Origin of the sequence: Rhizobium sp. BK376, assembly GCF_004341625.1 — a bacterium.
Taxonomy (GTDB): Bacteria; Pseudomonadota; Alphaproteobacteria; order Rhizobiales; family Rhizobiaceae; genus Rhizobium.
The window spans coordinates 142,567-160,796 of record NZ_SLZG01000003.1 but is presented as its reverse complement, the minus strand read 5'-3'; the positions used below and the strand labels follow the sequence as shown (position 1 = coordinate 160,796).

General features: G+C 60.1%; 19 protein-coding genes and 1 pseudogene. 19 read left to right on the top strand and 1 reads right to left on the bottom strand.

Translation table 11 applies throughout. The annotated features are described in order from the left end of the window. The first annotated feature begins 183 nt into the window (after positions 1 to 183). The 7 genes from dnaN to EV561_RS37115 all read left to right on the top strand — a co-directional run bounded on the left by dnaN (position 184) and on the right by EV561_RS37115 (position 5,196). A complete protein-coding gene (gene dnaN / locus EV561_RS09175) occupies positions 184 to 1,302 on the top strand; it encodes a DNA polymerase III subunit beta (protein WP_132520413.1) in 1,119 nt (372 codons plus the stop codon). Between the two features lie 129 nt (positions 1,303 to 1,431). After that, complete coding sequence (pmtA, locus tag EV561_RS09170; RefSeq protein WP_132520410.1) at positions 1,432 to 2,025, top strand: phospholipid N-methyltransferase PmtA; 594 nt, start codon at positions 1,432 to 1,434, stop codon at positions 2,023 to 2,025. Between the two features lie 8 nt (positions 2,026 to 2,033). After that, positions 2,034 to 2,630, top strand: a complete 597-nt coding sequence (locus EV561_RS09165; protein WP_132520407.1) for a histidine phosphatase family protein — start codon at positions 2,034 to 2,036, stop codon at positions 2,628 to 2,630. Between the two features lie 8 nt (positions 2,631 to 2,638). Continuing rightward, positions 2,639 to 3,355: an orotidine-5'-phosphate decarboxylase gene (pyrF, locus tag EV561_RS09160; RefSeq protein WP_132520404.1), complete on the top strand. Its 717-nt coding sequence runs from the start codon at positions 2,639 to 2,641 to the stop codon at positions 3,353 to 3,355. Between the two features lie 29 nt (positions 3,356 to 3,384). Then, positions 3,385 to 3,672, top strand: coding sequence for a DUF1330 domain-containing protein (locus EV561_RS09155; protein ID WP_132520401.1), 288 nt, complete (start codon positions 3,385 to 3,387; stop codon positions 3,670 to 3,672). Between the two features lie 113 nt (positions 3,673 to 3,785). After that, positions 3,786 to 4,766 (top strand): complex I NDUFA9 subunit family protein, encoded by a 981-nt coding sequence (locus EV561_RS09150; RefSeq protein WP_132520398.1) that lies wholly within the window; start codon positions 3,786 to 3,788, stop codon positions 4,764 to 4,766. A 277-nt stretch (positions 4,767 to 5,043) separates the two neighbouring features. Beyond that, entirely contained in the window at positions 5,044 to 5,196 is a 153-nt protein-coding gene (locus tag EV561_RS37115; protein ID WP_165927781.1) for a hypothetical protein, read from the top strand. A 247-nt stretch (positions 5,197 to 5,443) separates the two neighbouring features. Here the strand turns inward: EV561_RS37115 and EV561_RS09145 are convergent, their stop codons facing one another. Then, a complete protein-coding gene (locus EV561_RS09145) occupies positions 5,444 to 6,241 on the bottom strand; it encodes an undecaprenyl-diphosphate phosphatase (RefSeq protein WP_132520395.1) in 798 nt (265 codons plus the stop codon). A gap of 283 nt (positions 6,242 to 6,524) precedes the next feature. On the opposite strand from EV561_RS09145, the gene EV561_RS09140 reads away from it, so the two are divergent. The 12 genes and pseudogenes from EV561_RS09140 (at position 6,525) to EV561_RS09085 (ending at position 18,171) form a co-directional block, all read left to right on the top strand. Further along, complete coding sequence (locus tag EV561_RS09140) at positions 6,525 to 7,217, top strand: glutathione S-transferase family protein (RefSeq protein WP_132520392.1); 693 nt, start codon at positions 6,525 to 6,527, stop codon at positions 7,215 to 7,217. 13 nt (positions 7,218 to 7,230) lie between these two features. Next, positions 7,231 to 8,391, top strand: coding sequence for a tRNA epoxyqueuosine(34) reductase QueG (gene queG, locus EV561_RS09135; protein WP_132520390.1), 1,161 nt, complete (start codon positions 7,231 to 7,233; stop codon positions 8,389 to 8,391). Further along, a complete protein-coding gene (locus tag EV561_RS09130; protein WP_132520387.1) occupies positions 8,388 to 9,260 on the top strand; it encodes an SDR family oxidoreductase in 873 nt (290 codons plus the stop codon). The genes queG and EV561_RS09130 overlap by 4 nt, the downstream gene beginning before the upstream one ends. Before the next feature lie 507 nt (positions 9,261 to 9,767). Next, entirely contained in the window at positions 9,768 to 10,130 is a 363-nt protein-coding gene (locus EV561_RS09125) for a septal ring lytic transglycosylase RlpA family protein (RefSeq protein WP_132520384.1), read from the top strand. 143 nt (positions 10,131 to 10,273) lie between these two features. Next, positions 10,274 to 11,563 (top strand): RsmB/NOP family class I SAM-dependent RNA methyltransferase, encoded by a 1,290-nt coding sequence (locus EV561_RS09120; RefSeq protein ID WP_132520381.1) that lies wholly within the window; start codon positions 10,274 to 10,276, stop codon positions 11,561 to 11,563. Positions 11,564 to 11,867: 304 nt separating this feature from the next. Beyond that, positions 11,868 to 13,148: an imelysin family protein gene (locus EV561_RS09115; RefSeq protein WP_132520378.1), complete on the top strand. Its 1,281-nt coding sequence runs from the start codon at positions 11,868 to 11,870 to the stop codon at positions 13,146 to 13,148. 43 nt (positions 13,149 to 13,191) lie between these two features. Beyond that, on the top strand, positions 13,192 to 14,733 hold the full coding sequence (locus EV561_RS09110; protein WP_132520375.1) for a di-heme oxidoredictase family protein: 1,542 nt from the start codon (positions 13,192 to 13,194) through the stop codon (positions 14,731 to 14,733). Continuing rightward, positions 14,733 to 15,863, top strand: coding sequence for an imelysin family protein (locus EV561_RS09105; RefSeq protein ID WP_132520372.1), 1,131 nt, complete (start codon positions 14,733 to 14,735; stop codon positions 15,861 to 15,863). The genes EV561_RS09110 and EV561_RS09105 overlap by 1 nt, the downstream gene beginning before the upstream one ends. A 3-nt stretch (positions 15,864 to 15,866) precedes the next feature. Then, a complete protein-coding gene (locus EV561_RS09100; RefSeq protein ID WP_132520369.1) occupies positions 15,867 to 16,955 on the top strand; it encodes a DUF1513 domain-containing protein in 1,089 nt (362 codons plus the stop codon). A 74-nt stretch (positions 16,956 to 17,029) separates the two neighbouring features. Beyond that, on the top strand, positions 17,030 to 17,464 hold the full coding sequence (locus EV561_RS09095; protein ID WP_132520366.1) for a T6SS immunity protein Tdi1 domain-containing protein: 435 nt from the start codon (positions 17,030 to 17,032) through the stop codon (positions 17,462 to 17,464). A 15-nt stretch (positions 17,465 to 17,479) separates the two neighbouring features. Continuing rightward, positions 17,480 to 17,722, top strand: a pseudogene (locus tag EV561_RS09090) (DUF1513 domain-containing protein); the annotation flags it as partial. Next, the gene (locus EV561_RS09085) at positions 17,719 to 18,171 is read left to right on the top strand and encodes a TspO/MBR family protein (RefSeq protein WP_132520363.1); all 453 of its coding nucleotides are present in this window, start codon (positions 17,719 to 17,721) and stop codon (positions 18,169 to 18,171) included. The pseudogene EV561_RS09090 and the gene EV561_RS09085, both read left to right, overlap by 4 nt. The last annotated feature ends 59 nt before the right edge of the window (positions 18,172 to 18,230 follow it).

The following is an 18,230-nucleotide window of genomic DNA, read 5'->3' as shown; positions in this document are numbered from 1 at the left end:
ACGAAATCCTGTGCGCATTCGGCAGGAAATGCCGAAATGACCTTGCGTACCAATGCATAGCTCTTGCATTCGCATGCGGAATTCTGCCATTTTGCCTGTCCAATCCTTCGGGTCCGGCCCGGAGAGGCATTTCTCCGAGCGCTCCGGCGCCCGGGCAGTAACGGTCGAAAGCGGTAGCATCCCATGCGTATTACTATTGAGCGGTCAAACCTCCTGAAGTCGCTGAACCACGTGCATCGCGTGGTGGAACGTCGCAATACGATCCCGATCCTGTCGAACGTACTGCTGAAAGCCGAAGGCGCCAATCTCGACATGAAGGCGACCGACCTCGACCTGGAGATCACCGAAGCGACGCCGGCCAATGTCGAGCAGGCTGGCGCCACCACCGTTCCGGCCCATCTTCTCTACGATATCGTGCGCAAGCTTCCTGACGGTTCCGAAGTTCTCCTGGCCACCAATCCGGACGGCGGCTCGATGACCGTTACATCAGGCCGCTCGAAATTCTCGTTGCAGTGCCTGCCGGAATCCGATTTCCCCGATCTGACCGCCGGCACTTTCAGCCACTCCTTCAAGCTGAAGGCATCCGATCTGAAGATGCTGATCGACCGGACGCAGTTCGCGATCTCGACTGAAGAGACCCGCTATTATCTGAACGGCATCTTCTTCCATACGATCGAGGCTGGCGGCGACCTGAAGCTTCGCGCCGTCGCAACCGATGGCCACCGTCTCGCCCGCGCCGATGTCGATGCTCCCTCGGGATCGGAAGGCATGCCCGGCATCATCATCCCGCGCAAGACTGTCGGCGAATTGCAGAAGCTGGTCGACAGTCCCGATGTCATCGTCACGCTCGAAGTGTCCGATGCCAAGATTCGCCTGACGATCGGTTCGATCGTCATGACCTCGAAGCTGATCGACGGCACCTTCCCTGATTATCAGCGGGTCATTCCGGCCAATAACGACAAGGAAATGCGCGTCGATTGCCAGACCTTCGCCCAGGCGGTCGATCGCGTGTCGACGATCTCCTCGGAGCGCGGTCGCGCTGTGAAGCTTGCCCTTTCCGATGGGCAACTGCTCTTGACGGTCAACAATCCGGACTCGGGCAGCGCCACTGAAGAAGTCGCCGTCGGCTACGACACCGACGCGATGGAAATCGGCTTCAATGCCAAATATCTCCTCGATATCACCGCCCAGCTTTCCGGCGACGAGGCGATCTTCCTCTTGGCGGATGCCGGCTCTCCGACGCTCATTCGCGACACGGCGGGCGACGACGCGCTCTACGTTCTGATGCCGATGCGTGTTTGATCTGTCACACAAGCGTCGCAAACCTGTAAGGAATGCGACGTTTTATCTTGTCTTTGCGTCATGACCTTGCAAGATTGCGCGCGAGCGATACCTCAAATCGCGTCGGTGAGATTCTGGTGGGAGGAAAGCATGGCGCTGCGCCTGAAAGAACGGTTGGGCAAGAAGTTCGACGAGGAAATCCGTTTTTTCAAAGGCATGATGCAGGGGCCGAAAACCGTGGGCTCCATCGTGCCGACGTCGTCGATCACGGCCCGGAAGATGGCAAGCGTCATCAATCCGCAGTCCGGCCTGCCGGTGCTGGAACTGGGTCCGGGGACCGGGGCCGTCACCAAGGCGATCCTGGCGCGCGGCGTCAAACCTGAAAATCTGGTCGCCATCGAATATTCGACCGATTTCTACAAGCATCTGCTGCGGCTTTATCCCGGCGTCCATTTCATCAACGGCGATGCTTTCGATCTGGACAAGACGCTGGGCGTGCTACGCGGCCAGACGTTCGATTCCGTCATTTCCTGCATTCCGCTCCTGAACTTCCCGATGCAGGCGCGTGTTGCGCTGCTGGAAAGCCTTTTGGACCGCATGCCGGCGGGACGGCCTGTCGTGCAGATTTCCTATGGCGCGATGTCACCGATCATCGCCAAGCCCGAGCGCTATCATATCCAGCATTTCGATTTCATCGTCCGCAATATTCCCCCTGCCCAGCTCTGGATCTACCGGCGCACGTAAGATCAATCATGTTTGCGCTTTATATTACGCATCCGCAGGTCCGCATCGACCCTGACGTGGCCGTGCCCAAATGGGGGCTGTCCGATATCGGCTCCGCGCGGGCGAGACTTGCTGCGGAAAGCGCCTGGGCCGGCCAGCTTCGGCGGATCATTTCCAGCAATGAGGTCAAGGCGATCGAGACGGCCAATATTCTGGCCTCTGCGAGCGGGGTCCCGGTCGAGATTGTCGAAGGCATGCACGAGAACGATCGTTCGGCGACCGGCTTTTTGCCGCCGCCCGAATTCGAAATGGCCGCCGACTGGTTCTTTGCCCATCCGCATGACAGCTTCAGGGGCTGGGAACGGGCAATCGACGCGCAGACGCGGATCGTCTCGAAGGTCGAGGCCATTCTTGCCGAACATGATCCGCAAGCGCCGATCGCCTTCATCGGCCATGGCGGCGTCGGCACGCTGTTGAAGTGCCATATCGCCGGCAGGCCGATCGCGCGGCAGGGCGACCAGCCGGCAGGCGGCGGCAATCTCTTCTGCTTCGATCTTGCGAACCGCGCCATCTCGTGCGACTGGACGCCTATGGAAAGCTGGAAGGGCGAAAGCCGGAAGGGATAGGCCGGACAATGACCGCACGGACCGCACGCGACCACTTGATCGTCGGACTGGATGTCCCGACCCTTGGCGAAGCCGAGAGGATCGTGACGACGCTCGGCGACGATATCGTCTTTTACAAGATCGGCTACCAGCTCGCCTTTGCAGGCGGCCTGGAATTCGCCCGCGACCTCGCAAAGAGCGGCAAGAAGATCTTCCTCGACATGAAGCTGCTCGACATCGACAATACGGTCGCCTCGGCCGTCGAGAACATCGCCAAGATGGGCATGTCGATGCTGACGCTGCATGCCTATCCCAAGGCCATGAAGGCAGCCGTTTCCGCCGCTGCGGGGTCGGATCTCTGTCTGCTCGGCGTGACCGTTCTCACTTCCATGGACGATGCCGATCTGCGCGATGCCGGCTATGGCGACGATGCCGCCTCGCTGGTTCTGCGCCGCGCGGAACAGGCTCGATTGGCGGGCATGGGCGGTATCGTCTGCTCTGCCGAGGAAGCTGCTGCCGTTCGCGAAGTCATCGGCCCTGATATGGCGCTGGTAACGCCGGGTATCCGTCCGGCCGGCAGCGACCATGGCGACCAGAAGCGCGTCATGACGCCCTTCGATGCCCTGAAGGCCGGTGCCTCGCATCTCGTCGTCGCGCGACCGATCGTCAAGGCGCCCGATCCGCAGGCAGCCGCCAATGCAATTCTTGGCGAGATGCTGAACGCGCTGTGGCCGGCCAATCGCTGATATCAGGACGATCATAAAGGGAGAACATCATGCCAAAGGGATATTGGATTGCGCGCGTGGATGTCCGCGATCTCGAGCGCTACAAGGATTATATCGCGACGGCCAAACCGGCATTCGAGCGATACGGCGCGAACTTTCTTGCGCGCGGCGGTGCATTCACCGAACTGGAAGGCAAGGCGCGCGGCCGCAACGTCGTCATCGAGTTCCCCTCGCTGCAGCACGCCGTCGACTGCTACAACTCGCCTGAATACCAGGCAGCCGCGAAAATCCGCCATGAAATAGCGGATGCGGAAATGGTTGTCGTAGAAGGCGTTTAGAGCATCTGGCAGGAGGCCGAAGATGCGGGCGCGATGGTACTTCACCTTGCGCCCCGATTCGGCTAAGACGAAACCATATCCAGCATCTGTCCAAGCCTTTCGAGGAGCCTGCCATGACCCTTGCCGACCTTCCACCGCTCGTGACCGTGTTCGGAGGGTCTGGCTTCGTCGGACGGCACGTCGTGCGGCAGCTTGCCAAGCGCGGCTATCGCATCCGTGTTGCCGTTCGTCGTCCTGATCTTGCCGGCTTCCTGCTTCCGGCCGGCAATCTCGGCCAGATCTCTGTTGTCCAGGCCAATCTTCGCTATCGCAACTCCGTCGACCGTGCCGTCCAAGGCGCGCAGCACGTGGTCAACTGCGTCGGCATCCTTTCCGAAAGCGGGCGCAACACGTTCGACGCAGTGCAGGACTTCGGCGGTCGCGCGGTTGCCGAGGCGGCTCGCGGCGTCGGAGCAACGCTCACGCATATTTCCGCGATCGGCGCGAATGCAAACTCTGCGTCCTCCTATGGCCGCACCAAGGGCCGTGCCGAGGCTGCCATCCTCTCCATCAAGCCGGAAGCCGTCATCCTGCGGCCCTCGATCGTCTTCGGTCCCGAAGACAACTTCTTCAACAAGTTCGCTGAAATGTCGCGCCTTGCGCCTGTCCTGCCCCTCATCGGCGGCGGCCAGACGAAGTTTCAGCCGGTTTATGTTGAGGATGTCGCCGAGGCAGTTGCCCGCGCGGTCGACGGCAAGCTTCTTCCCGGCAAGATCTATGAACTCGGCGGCCCCGAAGTCCTGAGCTTCCGCGAATGTCTCAAGACAGTCCTGAGGGTCGTGGACCGCAAGCGGCCGCTGGTCACCGTGCCTTTCGGCGTAGCATCGCTGATCGGCAGCATTGCCTCGCTCGTTCCCGTGATCGCAGCGCCGATCACGCCTGATCAGGTTCGGCTGCTGAAATACGACAATGTCGTCTCGAAGCAAGCGGAAACCGAAGGCCTGACCTTGAAGGGTATCGGCATCCTGCCCACTATGCTGACCTCGGTGCTGCCGTCCTATCTCGTGCAGTATCGGCAGCACGGCCAGTTCTCGGGTTCCGGCAAGGCTGCCTGATTCTCTAAGCGCTCAAAATCAAAGCCGCCGCGGTCTTTCCAGGCGGCTTTTTCTTTGCCCTTCGTGCGGCCTTTTCGTTCCAAAACGGCGGCTTTTTCATGATCGCGCACAGGTAAGCGTTGCTTAAAAGACGCATCGTTTAATTAGTGGCATTAACGTCAAATTTAACCGGAACATTTATTGCTAATTCCCATTCCTGTGACTAACACAAGCCGCGCGCCCAATGACTGTCCCAAGGGTTTTTGAGGCGTGCTGATTATTGCGGAAAGGCATTTCGATGGGCAAGTCAATCGCGCTTCTGTTTGCGTGTGCGGCATTGGTAATCCTGGCGGGTTCGTTCGTAGCGCCCGGCAGCATTGCAGCGGTCAAGGGCGAATGTTCGCCGGCTTATGGTGTCGATCCCTGCTCGACGGGTTCGATCGGCCATTAATGAAAAGGCCGGCGCTTCAAGCACCGGCTCTCTTCTCTCTCTATATATAACAACAGGCAGCTCGGTCTGAGCGTGTGAAACGCGACGCCCAAGGTTTGGTGCGATCCGCCTGCCGGTTGATGAAAAAGGGCGGCAGACGCCGTGCCACCCCTCTATAGTTTCTCTGAAAATTGATATGTCCGAGGACTGATATCACCTCACTGCATCCGCGCCATGGATTGCGCGAATGCAGTGCGAGACCGATGTCTCAGTTGATCATGCCGGCCATTGCCATGCCGAGCAGCAAAACGCCGAGAATAATGCGGTAGATGGCGAATGCGGTGAAACGGTTGCTCTGGATATAGGAAAGCAGCCATTTGACGGCGATGAAGGCGACAACGGTGGAAACCACGAAGGCAATGCCCAGCGAGGTCCAGTTTTCGCCTGCAGCTCCGCCACCCTTGAATGCCTTCAGCAATTCATAGCCGCTTGCGGCATACATGGTCGGGATGCCGACGAGGAAGGCGAATTCGGTTGCGGCAGCGCGGTTGCCGGTGCCTGCCAGCATGGCGACGAAAATCGTGGCGCCGGAACGCGATGTTCCCGGAAAGACGCCGGCAACGATCTGGGCGATGCCGACCAGGATGGCGACGAGCCAGGTGATCTTGGTGTGGGGCGGCCGGCGGGCGGCGGCCCATTCAGCAAAGATCATCCAGATACCGCCGATGATGAGCGCCCAGGCGACCGGCGTTGCATCCTCAGGCAGTTCGAAGCCGAGTTTCTTGACTATAAGCCCGAGGACTGCCGTGATGAGAAATGCGACGATCAGCTTGGCGGCGTAATCGCGGTTCCTGGGATCGCGCCAGCCAAGCACCAGATCCACCAGGCGGCGCCAGTAAATGATCGTGACGGCGATGATGGCGCCTGCCTGAATAACGATGTTGAAGAGCTCAGACCGCGCGCCGAGCCATTGCTCCGCAATGATGAGGTGGCCGGTGCTCGATATCGGCAGAAATTCGGTGATACCCTCTATGATGCCCAGAATTATAGAGTTTATGTATTCCATTCATTGTCTCCGGTTTTGAGTTCGGTCGGACTTGAAGCACGCTTAAGCCGAGTGGGGCGGCATCCGTCTTCAGTGGTCAGAGGCGGGGTAAAAACATGGCCATTGGCGGCGTGATAATGATTTGTTCAGCCATGTGATGTCCTTATGTCAGACGGCGAGGCGGGCCGATTCGCTTGTATTAGCTTGGCCAAACTCCTATAGCTGCAACGAATGAGTCATGACTAGGGCCGCAAAATAGAAGCGCTCCGTCCATGCAAGCAACAATCACAAAGTTCGAGTATCAATGCCGACGCTCTACCATCATTCCATGTCTTCCGCATCACGCTTCGTCAGGTTGATCCTGACCGAATACGGCTATCAGGCAGAACTGATAGAGGAGCAGACCTGGGAGAAGCGGCGCGACTTTCTTGCGCTTAACCCAGCCGGCACCCTCCCCGTCTATGTCGATGACAGTATGAGGGCGCTCTGCGGCGCGACGGTCATTTCCGAATATCTCGACGAGACGCATGGCGTGCTGAAGCGCGACCGGCGTCTGCTCGCGGAAGATCCGTTCCAGCGCGCAGAAATTCGCCGGCTCACGGAATGGTTCATGCAGAAGATGGAACAGGACGTCACCCGGCCTTTGGCGCGCGAGCGTGTCTACAAGCTGCAGATGCGCGCGGAGCACGGCGGCGGCGCACCTGATTCCAAGATGATGCGCACCGCGCGCGCCAATATCCGCCAGCATATGAAGTACCTCGCTTGGCTTGCCGGCTCGCGGCAGTGGCTGGCCGGCGAGCGGCTGAGCTATGCCGACCTTGCGGCCGCAGCCTCGATTTCCGTGCTCGATTATCTCGGCGAGATCGACTGGGCGGAATCGCCGATCGTGAAAGACTGGTATCAGCGGCTGAAATCGCGCCCGTCCTTCCGGCCGCTGCTTGCCGAGCGCGTCCGCGGCCTGACGCCCGTCTCGCACTACGCGGATCTGGATTTCTGATGGATACGGAGCCATGCCCGAGGAGCGGTCAACAGAGAAGGAACGCAAGCGTCGTGAGACGCTGACGGCTTTTCTGCGCGCCGAGGCGCAAGCTCAGGGTTTCGACCTTTGCCGCATCACCAGCCCCGATGCCATACCCCAGGCGCCCGAGCGGCTGAACAGCTTCCTTGAAGCCGGCTATCACGGCACCATGGACTGGATGGCGGAGACGCGCGAGCGCCGTGGCGATCCGCGCGTCCTTTGGGCTGACGTCCGGTCCATCGTCGTCTTCGGTCTGAACTACGGCCCCGATGAGGATCCGCGCGGTATTCTTTCCAAGCCGGACCGGGCCGCGATTTCCGTCTATGCCCGCAATCGGGACTATCACGACGTCATCAAGGGGCGCCTCAAGGAAATTGCGACGCGCTTTGCGGCCCGGGCTCAGGAGGACGTGAAGGTCTTCGTCGACACCGCTCCCGTCATGGAAAAACCGCTGGCTGCGGCCGCCGGCCTCGGCTGGCAGGGAAAGCACACCAATCTCGTCAGCCGCACGCATGGCTCATGGCTGTTCCTCGGCTCGATGTTCACGACCGCCGATCTGGTCGAGGATGCGCCTGAGGTCGATCATTGCGGCTCCTGTCGCGCCTGTCTCGACGCCTGCCCGACAGCGGCTTTCCCGGCGCCCTACCAGATCGATGCGCGGCGCTGCATTTCCTATCTGACCATCGAGCATAAGGGGCCGATCAATCCTGAGCTCCGGCCGCTGATCGGCAATCGCATTTATGGCTGCGACGATTGCCTTGCGGCCTGTCCCTGGAACAAGTTTGCGGCACAGGCCTCCGAAATGAAGCTCGTCGCGCGCGAAGACCTGAAGGAGCCGACAATCGCTTTTCTGCTTGATCTCGACGATCCGACCTTTCGCTCCTTCTTCAGTGGCTCGCCGGTCAAGCGGATCGGCCGAGACCGGTTCGTGCGCAATGTGCTCATTGCAGCCGGAAATTCGGGCGACCGGAGCCTGATCGATCACTGTCGGCGGCTTGCGGGCGATGGCTCGGCTGTGGTGCGCGGAATGGCGGTCTGGGCGCTTTCGCGACTGATGGAGGCTGGCGAATTCAGCGCGTTTGCTGCAGAAAGGCCCGTCGAGGCGGATAGCGATGTTCGCGCGGAATGGGACCTGGCGGGGATGAAACAATGAATCTGACGATTTTCGGCTGCGGCTATTCCGGTACGGCGATTGCGAAGGCTTTCGCCGATTCAGCGGACCATATCGTCGGCACGACCCGCTCGCCTGACAAGGCCGCCGTTCTGGAAAGGGACGGTATCCGGGCGTTCGTCTTCGACGGAGCCGAGATCAGTGACGCATTGCGCGCCGATATCAAGGAGACGACGCATCTCGTCCAGTCGATCGCACCCGGCAAGGATAGCGATCCGCTAATCCGGCTGGCCGGCAGCGATATGCGGGCGCTTATGCCGAAGCTCGAATGGATCGGCTATCTCTCCACCATCGGCGTCTATGGCGATCACAAGGGCGCATGGGTGGACGAGACGGTTTCTGTGCATCCCGTTTCGGCACGTTCGGTCGAGCGTGTCGAGGCTGAGGAGAACTGGCTTTCCATCGGTGAGGCGAACAGTATTCCTGTCGCCGTGCTGCGGCTCTCCGGCATTTACGGGCCGGGACGCAATGCGTTCTGCAATCTTGAGAGGGGAACTGCCCGGCGGCTCATCAAAAAGGACCAGGTCTTCAATCGCATCCGTGTCGAAGATATCGGCGCTGCCACCCGCTTTCTTTCCGACCGCGGTCTCGGCGGCATATATAATGTGACCGACGACGAGCCTCGGGCACCGCAGGACATCATTGTCGAGGCAGCGCGGCTGATGGGTATCGAGCCACCGCCGGAACAGCCCTTCGAGACGGCCGAACTGACCCCGATGGCGCGCTCCTTCTACGGTGAGAACAAGCGCGTCTCGAATGCCAAACTGCGGTCGCTCGGCTTTGCCTTCCGCTTTCCTGAATACCGCATGTCGCTCTCCGAGCTCTGGTCGTCGGGCCGCTGGAGAGGCTGATCCTCTCCCTTCGACCAAGATCGGTTTCGTGCGGAATCGACACGCGCGCAAGCCCTTCTGCCAGCCGAAATTCGACGGGTAAACCGGGTGGATTCCTGCGCCTGAATGGCCCGATTGCGAGTGAAATTCACATTCTCAAAGGGCAGGAATTTCCTACTAATCCATTTGCATTAGCTAATTTTACCCTCAAATAGGGTTAACGACCTTTAAATTTGCACAAATGTGGCAACGAATATGGCAAAGTCGGAAAAAAATTTCTCCAAATTTTGTGATCTACTCGCCAGCCACATCGTCGGCAGAAAAATCATTCAATTTTGAACTGATTTCATTGCCTTTTTTCCATATATTAGATATTTATAATGACCTAACCGTACGGTAATCGAAATCACAAATGTTACACGCTGTAACATTCCGTGATTTCAGATGGCACTTTTTCGCCACGTTTGACCCGATTGAAACGGCCCGCGCCAATAAGCGCATGGGTCTACATGTAGAGGGAAAATCGGTTTGAAGAAAATCTGTCGTTCAGTTCTCACAATTTCAGCTATTGCCGCTGCCTTTGCTTTCCATCCGATGGCAGCATCGGCAGCAACGGGATGCGGGGGCGCATCGTGGTATTCATTGGGCTCGAGAACTGCTTCCGGCGAGCGCATGAGTTCTTCGACGTTAACTGCAGCTCATCGCTCTCTTGCGTTCGGCACCCGGCTGAAGGTCACCAACCGTCATAACGGCCGCAGCGTGGTCGTCCGGGTCAACGATCGCGGCCCCTTCATTCGCGGACGCGTCCTGGATCTCTCCCGCGCCGCAGCGCAGAACATCGGCATGGTTGCTTCAGGCACGGCCAGCGTCTGCTACCAGGTCGTCGGCTGATTTGCAGACAGGCCGAAGCGCAAAGCTTGCTCTCTCCGTCAATCGCGGTTACGACCCGATCGAGACGTTTCAATAATCCGCCGCCACGTGCGTTTTTTCGTGCGGATTGATGAAATGCCAGCTTTAAGCAGGAGAGAAGACTTATGCGTTTGGGCGGCCGGCTACAGGGGGCCATCGAGGTACTTGGCGATATCGAGGCTCGCAAGCGACCGGTGGCCGACGCGCTCAAGGACTGGGGTCTGGCCCACCGCTTTGCCGGGTCGGGCGACCGAGCGGCAATCGGCAACATTGTCTACGACGCCCTCAGGATGCGCCTCTCGCATGCATGGCTGATGGACGATGACAGCCCCGCCGCTCTTGCCCATGCCGTGCTCTTTCGCCAGTGGGGCCTGACGCCTGACATGCTTGCCGCCGAACTGGAAGGCGACCGCTTCGCCCCGGAGACACCCGGGGAGGCCGCCATGGCGGCCTTTGCCAGCCGCTCTCTCGCCGATGCGCCGCTTTACATACAGGGCGACATTCCCGAATGGGTCGAGCCATCCTTGGCGCAATCCTTTGGTGAGGAATGGCTTGATGAAGCCAGGGCGCTCGCCGAACGTCCCACCCTGGACCTGCGGGCCAATATCCTCAAGTCGAGCCGCGAAAAGGCGGTGAAGGCGCTGGAACGCGCCGGCGCCATGCCATCCCGGATCGCCCGCTACGGGATGCGCATCCCCGCCGGCGAAGGTCCCTCACGGCTTCCGAACGTGACTGCCGAGCTTTCCTTCCAGAAAGGATGGTTCGAGGTTCAGGACGAGGGCTCGCAGATCGTGGCCGATCTCGTGCTGCCGCAGGAGGGCGAGCAGGTTCTCGACTATTGCGCCGGCGGCGGCGGCAAGACACTTGCCATGGCAGCCGCCATGCAGAACAAGGGCCAGGTCCACGCTTACGACGCCGATCGCAAGCGGCTCGCGCCGATCATCGAGCGGCTGAAGCGGGCGGGCACTCGCAACGTCCAGGTCCATGACGACAAGAACGCTCTCACTGCGCTGCGCGACCGCTGCGACAAGGTGCTGGTCGACGCGCCCTGCACTGGAACTGGCACATGGCGCCGGCGGCCCGACACAAAATGGCGCCTGACGCAAAAGAACCTCGACGAGCGCATCGGCCAGCAGCAGGAAGCGCTGGCGCAGGCCGCACAATTCGTCCGCGTCGGCGGTATGCTGATCTATGTCACCTGCTCGGTGCTGCCTGAGGAAAACGAGGCTCAGGTCAACCGCTTTACCGCCAATAATCCCGAATTCGAGATCGTCGAGGCGCAGAGCTCGTGGAACGCCCTGTTCGGCAACGACGCGCCGAAACCGCGCTCCTCCGATGGCAAGACGATTACGCTCACGCCGGCCTCGACCGACACGGACGGCTTCTTCTTCTGCCGCATGCAGCGCAAGGCGTAAGCCCGAGCAGATTTTCCGCTCTATGGTTGTCGTCAGGCGGCTTCACAATATGGTGAAGTCTGGCGGTCCGAATATCGTTCGAACAGCCGGATCTCTGTGTAGCCGGCTCGCAAACCCGCCTTTGGCCCCTCGCATTCCTGTCCACCGGTCGTTCGCCCGCAAATCCCGCATCGCGTGCAAGGGAAAAGCGGAGTTTCTCTTACAACAATTCTAAACTAGAGTGTTTGACACCAGTTTGATTTTCCGCCATGACACGGGTCGCGAATTTTTGGGTGGCATTTGCCGCCAACCGGAGAGGGACCCCATGAAACTGACCATCAATCTTGGCGCCACGCTGGCGCTGCTGGCCGCCTCGGCGCTGACAACGGCGCTTCCGGCGCGTGCTGCTGTCGACGAAGCTGCGATCGTCAAGCATTACGCAGACGTCGCCCATGCCAAATACGAGGACTCGCTGATCCTCGCCAAGAAGCTCGACAAGGCAATCGACGACCTGATCGCCAATCCAAGCAAGAAGACGCTGGATGCAGCCCGCACCGCCTGGATCAAGGCCCGCGTTCCCTATTCGCAGTCTGAAGTCTACCGCTTCGGCAACCCGATCGTCGACGACTGGGAAGGCGATGTGAACTCCTGGCCGCTGGATGAAGGCCTGATCGACTATGTCGACAAATCCTATGGCACCGAGAGCGATGAGAACGCGCTCTACGTCGCCAACGTCATTGCCAACAAGACGATCAAAATCGACGGCAAGGATGTTGATGCCTCGCATCTGACGCCCGACTTCCTGAAGTCGCTGAACAGCGCCGACAAGGTCGATGCCAATGTCGCTACCGGCTACCACGCCATCGAATTCCTGCTCTGGGGCCAGGATCTGCACGGCACAGGCCCGGGCGCCGGCGAACGCCCCTATACCGATTACGATCAGAAGAATTGCACCGGCGGCAATTGCGACCGCCGCGCCGAATACCTGAAGTCGGCCTCCACGCAGCTCGTGGACGACCTGCAGGAAATGACTGATGACTGGAAGCCGGATGGCGCCGCCACGAAGCGCGACCTTGATGACCCGAAGGTCGGCATCACGGCAATCCTGACCGGCATGGGCTCGCTCTCCTACGGCGAACTGGCAGGCGAACGCATGAAGCTCGGCCTGCTGCTCCACGATCCGGAACAGGAGCATGATTGCTTCTCCGACAATACCTACAACACCTACAACAACGACATCATCGGCATCGAGTCGGCCTATACGGGCAACTACACCCGCATCGACGGCACGAAGATGAAGGGTCCGTCGCTGCACCAGCTCGTGGCCTCCAAGGACAAGGCCGTCGACAAGGAAATGATGGACAAGTTCGCGGCCACCAACAAGGCGGCGAAGACCATGGTCAAGCGCGGCGAAACCGTCGAAAAGTACGACCAGATGATCGGTGAAGGCAACACGGAAGGCAACGCCGTCGTCCAGCACGTCATCGACGGCCTGCTCGACCAGACGAAGAGCATCCAGCGCGTGATCGCTTCGCTCGATCTCGGCGAGATCAAGCTCGAAGGTTCGGACAGCCTAGATAATCCTAGCTCCGTTATGAAGAAGTGATAAAGGAGGGCGGCGGCATTCCGCCGCCGCCCTTGATCCCTTGATGTTGCGTATCGTCACCCGCCCTGTTCTTTTGTCCGCGCTCGCAATCGCAGCGCTTACGGGCACCATTTCTCTGGTCGCCGCCGATACGATCAACTTTCCGAAAATACGGACGGACCTGACGCCTGAGCAGCTGAAGCGCGTCGAGAACCTCACGCGGCCGACCACCGATTTCACCAAGGCCGAGACCTACGAGGCGATGGAAAGCGGTGCGACGACCTCGATCGCGCCCGTCACTCTCAACGCCTTCTCCCAGCCTTCCGCCAATCTCGGGTTCGATCGCGAAGAGAATTTCCATCTCGGCAATGCCCTTTTCCGCCAGCTCTGGGTCTCGTCTCCATCTTCGACGCAGGCGGCCGACGGGCTTGGCCCGCTTTTCAATGCACGCTCCTGCCAGAGCTGCCACATCAAGGACGGTCGCGGGCATCCGCCCGATAGCGACGGCAATGCCAGCTCCATGGTGCTGCGTCTGGCGCGGCCGGCCACCACGCCCGATGAACAGAAGGCGTTCGACAGCTTTCACGCCATCAATTTTCCTGACCCGACCTATGGCACGCAGCTTCAGGATCGGGCCGTGCCCGGCCTTGCCGCCGAGGGCAATGTGCAGGTCACGTACACCGAAGAGACGGTGACGCTCTCGGATGGCGAAACCGTTTCGCTGCGCCGGCCCCACTACACGGCCGGCGATCTCGCCTACGGCCCGCTTGATCCCGCGACCACCGTATCCGCCCGCGTCGCGCCTCCAATGCTCGGCCTCGGCCTGATCGAGGCGATCCCCGAAGCCGATATTCTCGCTCACGCCGATCCCGATGACCGCGATGGCGACGGCATCAGGGGACGAGCGGCCATCGTGCGCGACCATCGCACCGGCAAGCTCGCGCTCGGCCGCTTCGGCTGGAAGGCGCAGAACGCGACCGTGCGCGACCAGGCCGCCGATGCGCTCGATACGGATATCGGCATCTCCAATCCGGACCGGCCAAACGCCCAGGGCGACTGCACTGACAAGGAGCCCGCCTGCCTTGCCATGCCCAACGGCGTCCAGAAGCGTCTCGGGCCTACCGAGACATCAGAGACGATCCTCGATCTGATCACCTTCTACTCGAAGAACCTCGCGGTTCCGGCGCGCCGCAAGGCGAGCTTCCCGGATGTGCTCCACGGCAAGCAGGTCTTCTATCAAGCCGGTTGCACCGCCTGCCACACGCCGAAATTCGTCACCAGCGACAAGGCCGCCGACCCGGCCCAGCAATTCCAGCTGATCTGGCCCTATTCCGACTTCCTGCTACATGACATGGGCGAAGGCCTCTCCGACGGCCAGCAGGTGGGCGTGGCATCCGGCCGCGATTGGCGGACACCGCCGCTCTGGGGCATAGGCCTCACCCAGACCGTCAGCGGCCACACCTTCTTTCTTCACGACGGCCGCGCACGAAACCTGACCGAAGCCATCCTCTGGCATGGCGGAGAAGCGGAAAAGGCGCGCAACGCATTCGCATCCCTGCCTGGAGATGACAGGCAAGCCCTCATAACCTTTCTGGAGTCTCTCTGATGCGTCCCTGGAAATTCCCGCTTACCGGCCCGATCGCAACAATGTTTGCCAGCCTGCTCCTTGGCGTCGCGGCATTGCCTGCAGCTGCCCAGCAGGCGGCTCCCTTCGGAACGCTGAACGAGGCTGCGGTGCCGGCCGTCATGCAGAAGGCGGTCGACGACTTCATCCGTCCCGGCTATCGCAACATGCATGACTCCGCCTCGCGGCTGACGACAGCGATGAAGGCGCTCTGCTCGGCGCCGTCGGACGATACGCTGAAGGCTGCCAAGTCCGCCTTCGCCGATACGGTCAAGAACTGGTCCATGATCGAGATCGTCGAGGCCGGTCCCGTCATCGAGAAGAACCGCTTTGAGCACATCCTCTTCTACCCTGACCGCAAGGGCATCGGCCTCAAGCAGGTGCAGGCGCTGATCGCGAAGGCCGATGAAAAGGATGCGACGGTCGAGGGCGTTGCCTCGAAGAGCGTAGCGCTGATGAGCCTGACAGCGCTCGAATATGTACTCCATGGCAGCGATTCCGACACGCTTTCAAAGGACAAGAACGGTTTCCGCTGCCGCTACGGCGCGGCCGTTGCCGGCAATATCGAGAATGTCTCGAAGGAACTGACGGACGCCTGGGAAGACTCAAACGGCATTCAGAAATCCTGGAAGAACCCCGGCAAGGACAGCCAGGATTTCATGGACGGCAAGGAAGCGGCAACCGCCCTGCTCGGCGTGCTCGTACATGGCGCCGAGAACGTTCGCGACCAGCGGCTTGAGAGCTTCTACAAGGGCGATATGAATGCGGCGCGGCCGAAGATGGCGATCTACTGGCGCTCCGGCAACACCTGGACTGCCATCGCCGGCAATCTCGAAGGGCTACAGGCGCTCTGGCAGAAGGCCGGCATGGCCGATCTGTTGCCACCGGACAAGCGCGACGTCGTCGGCAAGATCGACGGCCTGCTGAAGACGCTTGTTGCGACCGCTCCGACCGTCAACCCTGACATCGAGGCTGCGATTTCCAGCGATGCCGAGCGTGCCAAGATCGATGTGCTGCGCAATGAGAGCCGCCAACTGACGACCGATTTCTCCGACGGTTACGGCGGCGCGATGGGCCTTTCCGCAGGCTTCTCCTTCGCCGACGGTGACTGAGCGATGCCGCGCAGTGCGCTGATCGATCGCAGGGCATTCATGAAGGCTGCAGGGATCACCTTCCTTGCGGCATTGAAGCCCGGCGCCGTCATGGCGCTGGAACGGGCCGACGCGGTCTATGCATCAGGTATCCGCGCAGCTGACGGCTCCTATGCGGTGGCGACCGTCACCGAGCGCGGCGAGATCGTCGACCAGGTCGCTCTGCCGGCGCGCGCGCATGGAATGGCCTTTTCGCCCGTCACCGGCCGGACCGTTGCCTTCGCGCGGCGGCCGGGCACCTATGCCATGATCTTCGATCCCTGGACGAAGAGCGAGCCAATCGTCGTCGCATCTCGCGAGGGCCGGCATTTCTACGGTCATGGCACATTCTCGCCGGACGGTCGGCTGCTCTATGCCAGCGAGAACGACTTCGAGAACAATCGCGGCATGATCGGCATCTACGATGCCCGTGATCGCTTCGCCCGCATCGGCGAATACGAGACCTTCGGCGTCGGGCCGCATGACATGACGGTTTCCGACGACGGAAGCCTCCTGATCGTTGCCAATGGCGGCATCGAGACCAATCCGGATTTCGGCCGCACCAAGCTCAACCTCGACCATATGGAACCTTCGCTGGCGCTGATCGACGCGGCAACCGGATCGCTGATCGAAAAGCATACGCTGCCGCCGCAATATGCCCAGGTCTCGACCCGGCATGTCGATCTCGACGCGAGGGGACGGATCTGGTTTGCCTGCCAGTACGAAGGTCCGCGCAATGAACTGCCGCCGCTGGTCGGTCATTTCGCCAGGGGTGAAGACCTGACCTTCGTCTCGCTGCCTGATGAAACCACGCGCAAGCTCGGTAACTATGTCGGCGCAATTGCCGTCAACCGGGCGGAAAACCTCGTCGGTGTGACCTCGCCGGTCAATGGTGCTGCGGTAACGCTCGATGCCAGAACCGGAGCCCTCCTCAAGGTGAAAAGCATAACGGATGCAGCGGGGATAGCGCCGGCGAAAGACGGATTTGCGATTTCCTCCTACCGCGGCGACTTTCTCGAACAGCACAGCGATGTCGCCTGGGATCAGCATATCGTGCGGATTGCCCGCGGTTGATTTAGTGGCGCAAACCTCGGGTTATGTTCATGTGAGACTCAAGCAAATCGATTACGATTTCCGGAGGACCATCGGTGCTACGCCAGCTTGCCGTTTCCTGTGATGATATGGATTGCGACCATTTGTTGATGCATTGGCATTGGCTTGTGCCGGCAGATGCAAAGCCGCTGATGATTGGCATCTTCGGAGACTGGATTTTTGGCGCACCCGATGGATCGCATTGGCATCTCGACCTCCTTGAAGGAGATTTCCATCGGATTGCGGACAGTTCAGACGACTTCAATGAAAAGAAGGACCAGGATCAGTTCCGCAATGAGTGGTTTGGCGCGGACTTGGCGGAAATCGCGCTTGGGAACGGGTTGGTGCCAACACACGAGGAATGCCTGGGTTGGAAAATAGCGCCGATACTTGGTGGAAGCTTCTCCATGGACAATATCGAGGTGTTTCCGCTCACAGTATACCAAGCCATCACGGGCCAGCTTTTTCGGCAATTATTCGCGAATAAATGACAGAGCTGATCCAATGGAGCTGTTGTCACTCTCGATGCCGGAACCAGAACTCTCCTCAGGGAGGAAAGTATATCGGATGCTGCGGGCATAGCGCCGGCGAAAGACGGATTTGCGATTTCCTCCTATCGCGGCGATTTTCTCGGGCGGCACAGCGATGTTGCGTGGGATCAGCATATCGTGCGGATCGCTGAGCCGGTCGGCAGCGCAGTTGATCGAGGCTGGCGGAATTCGGGATCGGCCCTAGCTAATCCGACATGAACAAGCCTGCGACCTATCTCCTTTTCATCATCTTCGTCGTCGGCATCGGCGTGCTGATCGGCTTCATCAATCTTCCCGGTGAATGGTACCAGACGCTCGCCAAGCCGCAGTTCACTCCACCGAACTGGCTGTTCGGCCCAGCGTGGACGATCCTCTACATCCTGATCGGCATTGCCGGGGCGAGGACCTGGATCGGCGATCGCGGTTCTGCCGGCATGAAGCTCTGGTGGTTGCAGATTTTGCTGAATTTCTCTTGGTCGCCCGTCTTCTTCGGTTTTCGGCTGACGGTGCCGGGGCTTTTCGTGATCGTTGCGCTGCTTGTCGTCATCCTCTGCTTCATCGTGGAACGTTGGCGCCGCGATGGGACCGTTGCCCTGCTTTTCATTCCCTATGCCGCCTGGGTTAGCTTTGCGACACTGCTCAATGCATCGATCGTTTATCTGAACTAAATCGACCACTTGGCGCTTGTCGAAAATTAGCCGCCATGCCACTTTCGCAACCGCGAGAG